Raw genomic sequence first — 13,419 nt, forward strand, 5'->3', positions numbered from 1 at the left:
CCGTCGGCGCCCCCTACCTACAATACAAACAAATAAGGGGTCCCATATCGGCCGGCGACGCCGTGCCGCGGCGGATATGGAGCTGGAGCGTAAAAATTTGGCAAATACAACTTTCCAACTCTTCTATTTTCCAATAAGATGCCACTTTTTGCAAGTGGTATAAGACATATTTTACGCTGCGGCCCTTATTGATGGTCTGCAGGATCTGTTCGCACTGGTGCTGGCCGGCATGGGCCCGGCGCAATTCCTTATAAGCCAGGAGCAGGCGCAGGCGCGACAACATATAGCCCGTATTCTTCAAAAAAGCATCTTGCCGGCTGAACAGGCCTTCCAAAAAAGGCAGGGTCTTTTCCCCATTGCGCCGCAAAAATTCATCCATAAAGGTGAAGAGATTCTTTTCCATCGTCCCGGCAAAGAGGTCCTGCAAATCGGCCACATCGACGGTTTTCCTGCTGTCGGGCACGGTGATGCACAATTTCTCCAGCTCCGAAAAGACATAGAGCAACGAAATATCACCCCAGGTCTGGAACAGGGCCCGCAAATAGGCGACGGCCCGGCTGGTCAGGCGCTTGCCCTTCCCTTTCAAATAGTCCGTCACATAAGGCATGACCGTCTTTTCCGTCACCGCTTCGGCCGCCACGACGTCGGCCATGGGCTTCAGGGCCTTGAAAAAAGCACTGCCCGTATCCATCTTGCCCTTGCTATAGAACAAAAGACTGTTCTCGTCGCTGAGCCGCCGGGCCTCGTCCAGGAACCACTGCTCATCCTTGGTGAGCTTGCTCCGCGACCGGCCGCCGCGCTTGAGCGGCAGAAAGGGACAGTCATACCAAATCGTGACCGTCCCACTGCTAAAGAGACTCGACCCCTGGAAGGATTCGACGACCGTCGCCGCCACAGCATCCTTCTGGAAAGACTGAATCTCGGCTTCCCCGCCGGCCCGCTCGTGGGCCGCCGCCAGGAACCGCTTCCGACTCTCTTCCATGACATACGGTTCTGTCCCATAAATAATCATTATATGTTTCTTATATTCCATGACTGTTCCTCATTAAACGTAGAAATGCGCCACTGCCCCCGCCAGCGGTACAGACGGACCTGGCCGTCCCGGGATGGCGAAAAACAAGGCACACCGTAACCGGCCGCCGTCTCGCCCCACTCTGTCAGGGTTTCATCGCTGCGGCGCGAGCCATAGACAATGGTCGCCATGGCCGATACGGGGAAATCCCGGCCATTCCAGCCCGTCAGGGACCGGAATTCCAGACAAAGCGGTCCTGCCGGAAAAGGCCTGGCCACCGACGCCAGACAGCGAAAAGGCACATCGCCGCTCCCCGTCCCGGACAGGAGGGTAAAATCCCGCCGCAGCAAGGCCAGCGTATGATCCGCCCCGTCGCCATCGACACGGCACTGGCGGAGCCGGAAGACGCCATGAGCCCGCAAAGCCGGCGTCACGACGACAGCTGCCTGGTCGGGGTTGGCGAATCTCGATTTATTATACCATATATCGGCCGATTTATCCTCATGAATGACAGCCGTCACCTGGTCCCGTCCGGCATCGAGGACCAGGACGCCCGGCCCGGATGGCCGCAGGAACCAGGCCGCCGCCAGACAGGCCAGCAAGGGCGGACCCATGCGCCTGCGAAAAGAGGGGCAAAAGACAAAGACTACAGCCAGATACCAGGCCAAACAGGCCCACTTCGACGGCTGACCGGCCCAGAAGCGGCTCCCCGGCAAGGCGGCGATGAAGGCATTGCCCTTCAGAGCCAGGACCAGCAAGGGCTTGATGAGCCACAACACCATATCGGCAGCGCTGCCCCACAAGAGGGACAGGACCGACGCCAACAGGCCGAGGACCATGACCAGGTCCAAGACCGGTGCGACCAGGACATTGGCCACCAGCGAATAGACGGGAAAAGAAAAGAACGCCGAAAACAAGAGGGGCACGACCAGAATCTGGGCCGCCACACAGACAGTCAGGCAATCCCGCAAAAACAAAGGCAGACCCGCAAACCAGGAGCTTACGGGCCGCTGAAAAAGAATGATGCCTGCCGAGGCGCCACAGGACAGGCGGAAACTCAAGTCAAAACAAAGGTATGGGCTGTAAAGCAGCATCCCGGCCATAGCCAGGGCCAGAGCATGACCGGCCAGGTATTCGCGCCGCGCCGTCAGGCTCAAGGCACTGGCGGCCCCCATGAGGGACGCCCGGACGACAGGCGACGAAAAATCCGACAACGCGCCGTATAAGAAGAGAAAAGTCACAGAAATACAACACAAGCTGCGCGGCCGCAATCCCAGGACGCGGCCTATGAGCTGGATGACGGCCAGCAGCAAAGCCACGTGAGACCCGGAAACAGATAATATATGAATCAGCCCGGTCGTACTGAATGATTCCAGCAGACCTGGCGGCAAGTCCTCGTAATGGCCGCCAAAGAGCAGACTAGCCAGTACCGGTGCATACGTCTCGCCGAGGATGACCTCATAACGCCCGGTCAAAGCCTGGCGCAAATCCTGCAAAAAGGCCTCCCAGCGACCTGGCGGAGCCGTCACGACCACCTTTTCCCCATCATCGGCAAACAGCCGCAAGTAAATCGCTTTTTCCCGGTCGCGATGGAGGGCGTCGTACATGCCGTCATTTTTATAGTATGTCAAAGGCCGGCTGTCGCCAGTGACGACAACCGTACTGCCTACGACCTGCGGTTCCAGCAAAGTCACATAGATACAGCCGTTTCCAGGCTGTACGTCCGCTTCCCCGTCATAGGAATAGCGCCGGACCTGCATAATGTACCGTCCGACCTGTCCCTTTTCATTCGTATAGGTACTGCGCCGTTCTTGCAGCGTCCCTTCCACGGTCAGCCTGGCACCAGCTGCCTGATGCGGCAGGGCTTCGCAGCGCTCTGCCTCCAGCTGGAGACGGCCGGCGCCCAGACTAAGAGCCGCCAGGACCAGACAGACAACTAGGGCAATACGGCTGCGGGACCGGAAAAAGAATAGGCCCAGCAAAGACAGCAGGAACAAAGAAATCCAAAGGCTCAAAGCCAAAGAAAGCACATCTGCCAGGGTAATGCCCCCAGCCAGGGCCAGGACCAGGGACAGGCTGACCCATTCCGGTTTAACCTTTCCCATCATAAGCACACCAAATCTTTCAGCTTGGCGAACTTCGCCGGACCGATGCCTTTGACCTTCTGTAGTTCTTCGATACTGCCAAAAGAGCCGTGTTCCTGGCGATAAGCGATGATATTAGCCGCCATAGCTGGTCCGATGCCGGGCAGGTCCGTAAGGGCTTTCTCATCGGCTCGGTTCAAAGATACCTTGCCGGCTTCCGCCGGATTTTCGGGAATCCCCTGGAAATCATAGGGCACGTGGATATGGGCACCGTCTTCTGCGCGGTCTGCTAAATTGACGGCTCCCGTATCGGCATAGGCAATCATGCCGCCAGCTGCTTCTACGGCTTCGCCAGCCGTTTTCCCCGTTTCCAGCGCATAGAGGCCAGGATTCTTAACGGCTCCCGTGACATAGACAAAGGCTTTTTCCGGCAATGGCTCTTCTACGGCCGGCGGTGGCTCACTAAAAGCGTTTTCAAAGTCAGAGGCGAATTGGAACAGGACCACGCCTGCCAAAATCAGGGCCAAAGCTACGAATTTCTTCATGACAATCCCTCCTATACATATACTGTAAGAATCTATATGTATAGTATGCCCTATTTTTTAACCCCTTTTCGAAAATTTAATCGTCCTTTAATTGAATTCAGCAAAATTTAATCTTTCTCTCATTTACCAGCTGCTCTTGGATTTCCAGAAACTCTTGCGCAGCATGACCAGGAGGGTGAACATTTCCAGCCGTCCCAGGAGCATGGACAGGCAGAGGATGGATTTGGAGAAGATGGAGAGTTCGGCATAGGTACAGGTCGCGCCGGTGATGCCGAAGGCCGGGCCGATGCAGCCCATGGTGGAGACGCTGATGCCGATGGCGTCGAAGGTGTTGATACCGTCAAAAGTCAGCAGCAGGGCCCAGAGGGCGATGAACATGAGGTAGAGGAAGCAGAACTGGGCCACGCGGACGACGGTGTCATCGCCGATGCGGTGGCCGTTCATGTTCAAAGCGACGATCTGGCGCGGATGGAGTTTGGCTTTGGCTGCCTGCCAGATATAGCGCACCATGATGACGACGCGCGAGACTTTGAGGCCCGCTGCCGTCGAACCGGCACAGCCGCCGGAAATCATGAGCACCAGCAGGATGCCTTTGGAAAAGGGCGGCCAGCGGTCGTAGTCTGCCGAGACGAAGCCCGTCGTCGCGATGGACGCCGCCTGGAACGACGAATAGCGCAGGGCTGTCGGCGCCGATACGTCGAAGCCGTCCATGAGGTTGAGGCCGATGAGGACTGTCGCCGCGGCGATGATCAACAGGTAGGCCTTGAATTCCGTATTGCGCCGCAGGACGTGCCAGCCCTTCTGCCAGGCCTGGTAGTACAGGCCGTAGTTGCCGCCCGTGAGGATCATGAAGAAGGTCATCCAGGCTTCGACGGCCGGGCTCTCGAAGTGAGCCGCACTGGCGTTGTACGTGGAAAAGCCGCCGGCTGAGACCGTCGATAAGGCATGGTTCAGGGCGCCGAGGAAATCCATGCCGCAGAGCAGGAAGATGACGAAGGCCGCCGCCGTGAAGGCCATGTACATGCGGAACAGGACCTGGGTCATGTCGTGGAGCCTGGGCAGAACCCGCTCCCGCGTGGGCCCCGTCGATTCGGCGTTGTACATGTAGACCGTCGACTGGCCCGCTTCCGGCAGCAGGGCGATAAAGATGACGACAATGCCCAGGCCGCCGAGCCAGTGGGTCAGGCTGCGCCAGAAGAGGAGGCTCTGTGGCAGGACCTCCAAGTCGGGGATGACCGTCGCCCCGGTCCCGGTAAAGCCGGAAATGCTCTCGAACAGGCCGTCGAAATAGTTCAGGTAGCCGCCGAGGCAATAAGGCAGCATCCCCAAAAAAGTTGCCAGGAGCCAGCCCAGGCCGGTGATAGCAATGCCTTCGCGCATGGTCAGTTTCTTCGTCCGCACGTGGCCATAGCGCAGGAAAGCCCAGCCAGCCAGGGCACAGACGGCCATGGTGCCCATAAAGGCCGGCCAGCTGTCTTCGGCGAAAGCCAGGGCCATGAGCAGTGGCAGACCCATGACGCCGGCCTGGGCCCAGGCGATCCTTCCTAAAAATTGACAGATTACGTGTAAATCCATAAGCGTCCCTTCAAAAAAATAAAATCCTTTTTATTATACCATGGCTGGCGAGGAAGCCGCAAAAAAACATATCATTCCATAGAATCTTATATATATGATATAATAAGAACTACTATTGAAATAACCGACCTATCTCGTCAGAAAGGATGACCTCCATGACTTATGATTATATCCAGGACTTATTGAATTTTATCCATCACAGCCCGTCGCCGTACCATACGGTCCAGGCCAGCCGGGATTATCTCGACCGGGCCGGCTTCCAGGCCCTGTCCCTGTCCGAAGCGTGGCAACTGGCGCCGAACGGTGCCTATTACGTCCCCCTCTATGATTCGGGCCTCATCGCCTTCCGCACGGGTTCCGATGTGCGCCGCCACCTGCGCCTGAGCGCGGCCCATACGGATTTCCCCTGTCTGCGAATAAAATATCGGCCGGAAATCCGCCAGCACGGCTACCTCAAGCTGAACGCCGAAGTCTACGGCGGCCTGCTGCGCGAATCGTGGCTCGACCGTCCCCTGTCCCTGGCCGGGACCGTGGCCCTCCAGGGCAGCGATGCCTTCCAGCCGGAAATCCGCCTCGTCGACGCAGGGAGACCGATTCTGACCATTCCCCGCCTGGCCATCCACATGAACCGCCGGGCCAATGAAGGTGTCGAACTCAACCCGCAGAAAGACCTGCTGCCCCTCATGGGCCTGGACCAGCGCGAGCTGACGGACCATTTCTTCCTCGATTTCCTGTCGGAAAAATGCCGCTGCCTGCCCGAAGCCATCCTGTCCTGGGACCTGACGGTCTATCCCTATGAAGAAGGCTGCCGCCTGGGCTGGCACGATGAATTCGTATCGTCGCCGCGCCTGGACAATCTGACGTCGGTCCTGGCCTGCCTGACGGGCCTTGCCGAAACAGCCGCTTCCGACGGCCTCAACGTCGTCGCCCTCTTCGACAACGAAGAAGTCGGCAGCCAGACGAAACAAGGGGCGGACTCCCACGTCCTGCCGGACATCCTGCACCGCATCTACCACGCCTTCGGCCTGACGGACGATGACTTCTCGGCCGACCTGGCCCGGGCCTTCATGCTCTCTGTCGACGTGGCCCACGCCATCCATCCCAACGTGCCGGAAAAATGCGACGTCACCAACCAGCCCGTCATGGGGTGCGGCGTCGCCCTGAAGATCGCCAGCAGCCAGCGCTATGCCGGGGACGCCGCTGCCGTAGCTGTCGTCAAATCCCTCTGCCGTGAAAATGATATCCCCTATCAGGTATTCATGAACCGGTCGGACATCCCCGGCGGCTCGACCCTGGGCTCCCTGCTCTCAGCCAATCTCCCCCTGCGGGCCATGGATATCGGCATCCCCATTACGGCCATGCACTCGTGCCGGGAACTGATGGGCGCTGCCGACCAGGAAAGCCTGGTCCGCCTGATTCGTGCCTTTTTCAGCCATAAATAGCTTTTTATTCTATACTCCGTATACATCTCTATGTTTTTATCAATATTTTTCTTAATTTAAGTATCATTTTTCGTCCCAATATTATATTTAAGCATAATACTTGCAAGTTCTTAGAATCATACGGTTGACGCTTTTTATCATCCATATTATAATGATTTCCATATTATAATGATCAGTGTATATTACATTGTGTTGTATAGTATACGAAATTGAATGTGTACAACAGAGACTATTGTGTACAGAAAGAGTGAACGCGCATGACTTTAGGACAAGAAATTAGATATTATCGCAAAAAAAAGGGCTTAACCCAGACGGCTTTCGGTGCCCTCTTTGGCATGTCCAAACAAGCCGTCTATTCTTGGGAAACAGGCCTCTATTCACCGGATATTTCAGTACTCCTGAAAATGGCTGATTTTTTCCAGATTCCCATCTGTATCCTCGTCGGCCGGCCGGGCATGTACTGCAAAGGCAGTGAAGAGCACGGCAACAGCTGCGACTTCTGTGCTTCCATCACCGAAGACGACAGCCACATCATCCGGGCCATCCACGCCTTGCCGCCGGAAAAACAGGAGGCTATTAAAACATTATTGAATATCAATGGCAAAAAATAAAGTGTTACAAAAAGAGGCTGTCGCATTAAGACAGCCTCTTTTTGAGTGGTTAGCAGTTAGCGGATGGATTTAAATTTAAAGTTCATGCAAATCCGATTCACAAGTATCTCACATATCCCCTGGCGGGCTCGCCACGTGCGAGCCCCTACGAGCCACGAACCACTAGCCACGAGCCACTAAACCATGGTATGATGGAAGAAAAATGTAAAGGACGATGTGTGTTATGGAATCTCTCATCCGCTCGGTCTACGGCCGGGCCGACGCTGAATATGTCATCAAGAAGTCCCGCTTCATCGCGACGGTCTGCGAAGTGAAATCCGAAGACGAGGCAGCAGCCTTCATCGAGGAAATGAAAAAGAAATACTGGGATGCCCGCCACAACTGCTCGGCCTACCAGGTCGGGCCGGACGGCCGTTTCCAGCGTTCCAGCGACGATGGCGAACCAGCCGGTACGGCAGGCCGTCCTATCCTGGAAGTCCTCAAGAAGCAGGGCCTGACCAATACGGCCATCGTCGTCACCCGTTATTTCGGCGGCATCAAGCTCGGCGCCAGCGGCCTCATCCGGGCTTACAGCCACGCTGCCGCCCTGGCCCTGGAAGCCGCGGATATCGCCGTCTATACGCCCTTCACGATCCTGACGGCGACTGTCGCCTATCCCCTGGTCAGCACGATGGAACGCTTCGTCCCCGACCACGGCGGCACCATTACCGGCAGGGATTTCGCCGCCGACGTGACCTTCACCATGGAAGTCCCGCAAAGCGGCAGCGACGCCTTTGCCGCCAGCCTGACCGACACGACCAGCGGCCGCGTCACCTGCCGGAAAACCGGCACCATCGTCAAGCCCGTGGTTAGTGGTTAGGGGTTAGGGGCTAGCTTCCTTTTACTCTATAAGTGTAGTACAGAGAGTTTGTAGTTCGCAGAGAGGACTTTAAATTCAAAACCATCTGCTAACCACTAGCCCCTAAAAAAATGGCTTGTCGCTTAGTGACAAGCCATTTTCTCATGCTTTATACCCGGTCATGAGGTCGACGATGTTTTCCAGAGGGTCGCCGGCCCGGTAGCGTTTGAGATTATCTGCGGCGATGCGGACGATGTAGTCGTGTGTCGCCTGGAGATGATAGCCGCCGGAGATGTGCGGCGTAATGTAGATGCCCGGCGTCTTCCACAAGGGATCCGACGACGGCAGCGGTTCCGGGTCGGTGACATCCAGGGCAGCGCCGGCCAGATGGCCCTGGGCGACGGCTTCCTGCAAAGCGGCCTGGTCGACATTGGTGCCGCGGCCGACATTGACGAAATAAGCACCTTTCTTCATGGCCGCAAAGCGCGCGGCATCATAGATATGATACGTTTCCGGCGTATCGGGCAGGCACGAAGCGACGATATCCGCTTTCGCCAGGTATTCATTGAAATGGGCCATATCCCCCATTTCGTCGGCTTCCGGCGGTACGGCACCCTGACGGCGGCGCAAGCCGATGACGTGTGCCCCCATGGCCTTGACGCGCTGGCCGAAGTTACGGCCGATATTGCCAAAACCGACGACGACGACCGTCGCGCCATAGAGGGACGTGACCGGCCCTTCGTCGCGCCACAGGGCCTGATGCTGATTGTCATAGTAAAGATAGAGTTTCTTCATCATAGCCAGTGTCTGGGCCAGCATGTGTTCCGACAAGGCCAGGCCATAGGCACCGGTCGCATTGGTCAAGGTGACGCCGGCCGGCAGGATACCGGGCTTACAGTATTCGTTGGCACCGGCACTGTTGAGCTGGAGCCACTGCAGCTGTGACGCTTTCTTCACCAGGTCAGGAGCGATATTGCCAATGATGACGTCCGCTTCATCCAGTGCCTTGCCGGCCTGGGTCCCATCACCGGGACAATAGCAAAAATCCGCTTCCGGAGCAGCTGTTTCCAGCCACTGTTTCTGTTTTGCATCGACATCCATGACAACTAAAATCTTCAAACGAATCACTCCCTATTGCTTTTTTTGTTTAGCGGCAATGCGTTTCACCGTTTCCAACGGGCATTGGGCAACGTGCGCAATGAATTCATAGGTCACGTCTTCCTTCAATAAGTTCCTGACGATCTGATCGACACTGCACCGTTCTCCGTCCGCATTGACGAATTGGCCCATTTTCCCCGCCTCCTCTGCCATTATAACACAATCGAGAGACCTGCATATATATTGCAACAAAAATCATCCTTCTTTCTTGAGGAGCCGCTGCCAGCTATTTGCAAGCCAAAAGATAGCAGCCGCCTATTTCTATTTCATTATAGCTTCTCAATAAAGAAAAAGATAGCATTCCACGATAGCTGTAACAGAACTGTGCAGGCCCGGTCATAATATGGCTGATGCGTCGTAATCTGTCTTCACTGTTTTTCCCGGATTGACAAGCGCTATTTTTGTTCTATACTAATAGGCAGAGTGTAATCGTCAAACGACCGCACGAAGGGGTACACCACCTTGGGTGTAAACTTTCGTGCGGCCGTTTTTTTTGTTAGGAGGTCTTTTTCATGAAAGAAGCATCACAGATGCAGCGCGGCCTGAAGAATCGTCATCTCCAGATGATTGCCCTGGGCGGCGCTATCGGTACGGGGTTGTTTTATGGGTCGGCGTCGACCATTTCCCTGGGCGGGCCGTCGGTCATCGCAGCCTATCTTATCTGCGGCATCGTCATTTTCCTCATCATGCGCATGTTGGGGGAAATGGCCGTGGAAGAACCGGTGTCCGGGTCCTTCAGTTATTACGCCGACAAGTACTGAGGCCCTTTCCCGGGTTTCATGCTGGGCTGGAATTACTGGTTCTCTTATGTCATCATCAGCATGGCCGAATTGACAGCCGTCGGCATCTACGTCCATTACTGGCTGCCGGACCTGCCGCAATGGGTGACGGCCCTGGTCTGCCTTATGGCCATCACCTGTCTCAACCTGGTTAATGTCCGGGCGTACGGTGAAACGGAATTCTGGATGTCCTTCATCAAAGTGGCGGCCATCCTGGGCATGATCGCCCTCGGCGCCTGGCTCATCTGCCAGGACAGCCGGCCCTTCCCGCAGAATTTCAGCAATCTCTGGGATTACGGCGGCATCCTGCCAAACGGGATCTGGGGCTTCTGCCTGGCCATGGTGACGGTCATCTTTTCCTTTGGCGGCGTCGAACTGATTGGCATCACGGCGGGAGAAGCAGAAAATCCCGAACGGTCCCTGCCCAAGGCCATCAACCAGATCATCTGGCGCATCCTCGTCTTCTACATCGGCACCATGGTCGTCATCATGACCTTGTGGCCATGGAACCAGATTGGCACACAGAACAGTCCCTTCGTCCAGATTTTCACTAACGTCGGCTTCCCGGCAGCGGCCAATCTCCTCAACTTCGTCGTCCTGGCGGCAGCCATTTCCGTCTATAACTCGGCCATTTACGGCAATTCCCGCATCGCCTTCGGCCTGGCAGAAGAAGGCAACGCCCCGCAGTGGTTCAAGAAGCTGTCGTCCCGGGGCGTGCCGGTCCACACACTCTGCCTCTGCTCGGGCCTGACCTTGTTCGTCGTCGCCGTGACCTACTTCTTCCCGGGAAAAATCTTCATGTATTTCCTGTCCCTCACCGTCGGCGCCACCATCGTCAACTGGATCACCATCATCGTGACGCACCTGAAATTCAAGGCCTACTGCCAGAAAACGGGCAAGACCACGAAGTTCCCGTCCCTCTGGTATCCGACAGCGGACTATTTCTGCCTGGCCTTCCTCTGCTTCATCGTCCTCATGATGACCCAAATGCCGGACATGCTCACAGCCGTCCTCATCATGCCCGTCTGGCTGGCTATCCTCTGGTGCTGCTGGCGCCGCCTGGCCCCTGCGCCAATGATGACACACACCATGCAAAAGCCTTAGCACAACGCTGCCCAGTCTGTTGGAAATGGTTTCCCTTATTCCATTCCAACAGCACCTGCATGCGGGACAATTCTACTAAACAGGCATACTGCTGACGAATACAGTCCCCTACCGCCGCCATGACAGGATTGCGCGTCCTTTCCTCTTTGTCGCCCAGGCTCAAGTATACGGCCTGGGTCTGCGGCGGCCGCTGACTGGCATAATCCAGCCAATGGGGAAACCAGACCGACGGCGACGCGGCAGCAATAGCCGAGAAGGCTGGCGTCTGCCAGGCGCACCACAAAGCAAAGAGCCCTGCCAGGGAATATCCGCCTAAAATAACAGGGATGCCTTCAGGTAAATGGTATCGCAGGCGGACAGCTGGCAAGAGAACTGTTTCTACGAAGTGTAGGGTTTCGGCTGCACCATGCCCAAAATCAGAACACCCAAAAACAGCAGGACTATCCCAGGGAGATAATTCCTGATTCCAATCTTTTACCAGAAAAGCGACAAAAACGAAAGGTACTTGGACAGCCTTCGCAATGGCTGTTACCTGTTCGTCCAATACCTCCCAATCATGGTCATCAACAGGCTGTATCAATAGATACACCGGCTGCCCTGCTGAATAAATAAGGCAGTTTTTCCCGCCTATAGAAAATATTGTTTTATCCATAAAATCTCCTTTTCAGCCGTGTTCAGCTAGACTACTTAATTCCTAAGATTTTTCCTTTATTATTTTGGTAGATAATCTCGTCTCCTACAGAGTGCCCTAAACATGCTTTTGTTAATTCAGTAAGAGAACCTCTAGAGTTTTTCATCATGATATATGTCTTTGTACTTTCATTTAATCTAACCGTTACTTTATCACCCATCTTGATTTTTCTTTGTTGCTTCAAATTCAGTGTTTTGGGGGCCACTGTTTCTTTTTTATAATGAACCTTATATTGATTTCCAGGCGACATAACAGCTTTTAATGGAACTTCGCTTATTGACTCTGGATATTGAACAATTTTATTAGCAGCAGTTTTTATCACATTATCTTGTTTATGCCATTCATCTCTAATTTGTTGAGCTCGATTAACAACACGCTGGTACAAACCGCATGAATGATATTGATCATCGTCCGCGCTGTTCTGAGAATTTTCAGTATAAATCCCGTAAGTGGTGAGCTTTTTAATAACATCCTCCATGGTACCGTCTTTATCCCGGTAATACATGCCACCACGAATACGAATAAACTTCCATCCAATACGTTGTAATATACATTGTCTTTCCATGTCTTCTTCAATTTTCGCAGCTCCACTATGGAATCTTTCTCCATCACATTCAATGGCAATTTGTTTGTTCTCATAAGATACAACGATATCGATGCGATATGGACCTGCTTCATACTGTTGCTGGATATGGTAGCCTTTCGCCAATAGATATTTAGCTACCTCAGCTTCAAAAGGTGATTCAGCCTTAACTTCCGCTTCCAAGAAACGCGCTCTATGTTCCTGATAATTTTCAGCATATTCTAAAAGTCCAAAACGAACATCTTCATCTTCAAGATTTTCCCCATGTTTAAGTTTAGTATAGTCTAGAGAATTTACGACCCATAACTGATCCTTCGCCCGACTAGCCGCAACATTATATCTTCTTCGCAAATCCAGTTTAGTACGACTACGATTTGCCGATTCATCGTCATCTACCATACTTAGAAACATGACATCGCGTTCATCCCCCTGAAAGGATGCTGCATTTCCAACCACGACTTGTCGCTGATTCCACTCTTGCATATTGATATCATGATTATATGCAAAATTCATAATATAAAAAGCTTGTTCATCACCTAATAACGAAATGATACCAAACGTTTTATCAGCATATTCAGTTTGTTCCCAACAAGCCAACATCAAGGAAACGATACACTCAGCCTCTTTGTCATTAATTTTTGCTTTACCATTACGTCTACCATCCACTCGATAGTTAATAACAGGTGGCATTAATTCTGAAGAATGAGAATCCCGCAATGGCAAAATTCGATTATTATACATTTTTTCATTGCTATAACCAATGATTTCTGGTACACACCGAAAATGTTCTTCCAGCATAACCGGTTTAAAAGCAGTAGCTACAATTTCATAAAAAGAGATGTTACCATCAAACATTAATGAGTTTTTTAAATAAGGCCCTAAATACTTCTTTAAAATTTCATCTCGTTCGTCAAAATTAACGGGTGTGTCAAGAGTTTTGTGTAAATCGATTCAATAAGCAACATCGTATTGCTGCATAAGCTGAGACATCCTGTCG

The 13,419-nt window shown here is 53.7% G+C and carries 11 protein-coding genes and 1 pseudogene; 4 read left to right on the forward strand and 8 right to left on the reverse strand.

Annotated elements, in window-relative coordinates:
* Positions 1–13 precede the first annotated feature (13 nt).
* The 4 genes from holA to WMO23_RS09335 all read right to left on the reverse strand — a co-directional run bounded on the left by holA (position 14) and on the right by WMO23_RS09335 (position 5,216).
* Positions 14–1,033, reverse strand: a complete 1,020-nt coding sequence (gene holA, locus WMO23_RS09320; protein WP_020723890.1) for a DNA polymerase III subunit delta — start codon at positions 1,031–1,033, stop codon at positions 14–16.
* Positions 1,012–3,120 carry a ComEC/Rec2 family competence protein gene (locus WMO23_RS09325; RefSeq protein WP_020310221.1) on the reverse strand — a complete coding sequence of 703 codons (2,109 nt, stop codon included), beginning with the start codon at positions 3,118–3,120 and terminating at the stop codon, positions 1,012–1,014. Before WMO23_RS09325 ends, holA begins: the two co-directional genes overlap by 22 nt.
* A complete protein-coding gene (locus WMO23_RS09330; RefSeq protein WP_020310220.1) occupies positions 3,117–3,641 on the reverse strand; it encodes a helix-hairpin-helix domain-containing protein in 525 nt (174 codons plus the stop codon). Before WMO23_RS09330 ends, WMO23_RS09325 begins: the two co-directional genes overlap by 4 nt.
* Positions 3,642–3,764: 123 nt before the next feature.
* Positions 3,765–5,216 (reverse strand): TrkH family potassium uptake protein, encoded by a 1,452-nt coding sequence (locus tag WMO23_RS09335; protein WP_292108056.1) that lies wholly within the window; start codon positions 5,214–5,216, stop codon positions 3,765–3,767.
* Positions 5,217–5,371: 155 nt separating this feature from the next.
* On the opposite strand from WMO23_RS09335, the gene WMO23_RS09340 reads away from it, so the two are divergent.
* The 3 genes from WMO23_RS09340 (at position 5,372) to WMO23_RS09350 (ending at position 8,128) form a co-directional block, all read left to right on the forward strand.
* Positions 5,372–6,658 (forward strand): M18 family aminopeptidase, encoded by a 1,287-nt coding sequence (locus tag WMO23_RS09340; RefSeq protein WP_020310219.1) that lies wholly within the window; start codon positions 5,372–5,374, stop codon positions 6,656–6,658.
* 257 nt (positions 6,659–6,915) lie between these two features.
* On the forward strand, positions 6,916–7,269 hold the full coding sequence (locus WMO23_RS09345; RefSeq protein WP_020310218.1) for a helix-turn-helix transcriptional regulator: 354 nt from the start codon (positions 6,916–6,918) through the stop codon (positions 7,267–7,269).
* 223 nt (positions 7,270–7,492) lie between these two features.
* The gene (locus WMO23_RS09350) at positions 7,493–8,128 is read left to right on the forward strand and encodes a YigZ family protein (protein WP_020310217.1); all 636 of its coding nucleotides are present in this window, start codon (positions 7,493–7,495) and stop codon (positions 8,126–8,128) included.
* A gap of 141 nt (positions 8,129–8,269) precedes the next feature.
* Here WMO23_RS09350 and WMO23_RS09355 read toward each other — a convergent pair whose 3' ends face one another.
* Both WMO23_RS09355 and WMO23_RS09360 read right to left on the reverse strand, forming a co-directional pair.
* The gene (locus WMO23_RS09355; RefSeq protein WP_349173850.1) at positions 8,270–9,226 is read right to left on the reverse strand and encodes a D-2-hydroxyacid dehydrogenase; all 957 of its coding nucleotides are present in this window, start codon (positions 9,224–9,226) and stop codon (positions 8,270–8,272) included.
* Positions 9,227–9,238: 12 nt separating this feature from the next.
* Positions 9,239–9,397 carry a hypothetical protein gene (locus WMO23_RS09360; protein WP_020310215.1) on the reverse strand — a complete coding sequence of 53 codons (159 nt, stop codon included), beginning with the start codon at positions 9,395–9,397 and terminating at the stop codon, positions 9,239–9,241.
* 431 nt (positions 9,398–9,828) lie between these two features.
* Here WMO23_RS09360 and WMO23_RS09365 point away from each other — a divergent pair.
* A pseudogene (locus WMO23_RS09365) lies at positions 9,829–11,148 on the forward strand (amino acid permease).
* Here the strand turns inward: WMO23_RS09365 and WMO23_RS09370 are convergent.
* Together WMO23_RS09370 and WMO23_RS09375 are read right to left on the reverse strand one after the other, a co-directional pair.
* On the reverse strand, positions 11,078–11,800 hold the full coding sequence (locus tag WMO23_RS09370) for an alpha/beta hydrolase-fold protein (protein ID WP_296820022.1): 723 nt from the start codon (positions 11,798–11,800) through the stop codon (positions 11,078–11,080). The pseudogene WMO23_RS09365 and the gene WMO23_RS09370 sit on opposite strands and share 71 nt — an antisense overlap.
* 31 nt (positions 11,801–11,831) lie before the next feature.
* A complete protein-coding gene (locus tag WMO23_RS09375; RefSeq protein ID WP_349173852.1) occupies positions 11,832–13,277 on the reverse strand; it encodes a PDDEXK-like endonuclease domain-containing protein in 1,446 nt (481 codons plus the stop codon).
* Positions 13,278–13,419: the final 142 nt, after the last annotated feature.

This window comes from Megasphaera intestinihominis, from assembly GCF_040096415.1.
Classification (GTDB): domain Bacteria; phylum Bacillota; class Negativicutes; order Veillonellales; family Megasphaeraceae; genus Megasphaera; species Megasphaera intestinihominis.

Bases quoted from the DNA above. Each gene is read 5' to 3' on its own strand.
- holA (WP_020723890.1), bottom strand. From the start codon at position 1,033: ATGGAATATAAGAAACATATAATGATTATTTATGGGACAGAACCGTAT.
- WMO23_RS09325 (WP_020310221.1), bottom strand. From the start codon at position 3,120: ATGATGGGAAAGGTTAAACCGGAATGGGTCAGCCTGTCCCTGGTCCTG.
- WMO23_RS09330 (WP_020310220.1), bottom strand. From the start codon at position 3,641: ATGAAGAAATTCGTAGCTTTGGCCCTGATTTTGGCAGGCGTGGTCCTG.
- WMO23_RS09335 (WP_292108056.1), bottom strand. From the start codon at position 5,216: ATGGATTTACACGTAATCTGTCAATTTTTAGGAAGGATCGCCTGGGCC.
- WMO23_RS09340 (WP_020310219.1), top strand. From the start codon at position 5,372: ATGACTTATGATTATATCCAGGACTTATTGAATTTTATCCATCACAGC.
- WMO23_RS09345 (WP_020310218.1), top strand. From the start codon at position 6,916: ATGACTTTAGGACAAGAAATTAGATATTATCGCAAAAAAAAGGGCTTA.
- WMO23_RS09350 (WP_020310217.1), top strand. From the start codon at position 7,493: ATGGAATCTCTCATCCGCTCGGTCTACGGCCGGGCCGACGCTGAATAT.
- WMO23_RS09360 (WP_020310215.1), bottom strand. From the start codon at position 9,397: ATGGGCCAATTCGTCAATGCGGACGGAGAACGGTGCAGTGTCGATCAG.
- WMO23_RS09370 (WP_296820022.1), bottom strand. From the start codon at position 11,800: ATGGATAAAACAATATTTTCTATAGGCGGGAAAAACTGCCTTATTTAT.
- WMO23_RS09375 (WP_349173852.1), bottom strand. From the start codon at position 13,277: ATGTTTGATGGTAACATCTCTTTTTATGAAATTGTAGCTACTGCTTTT.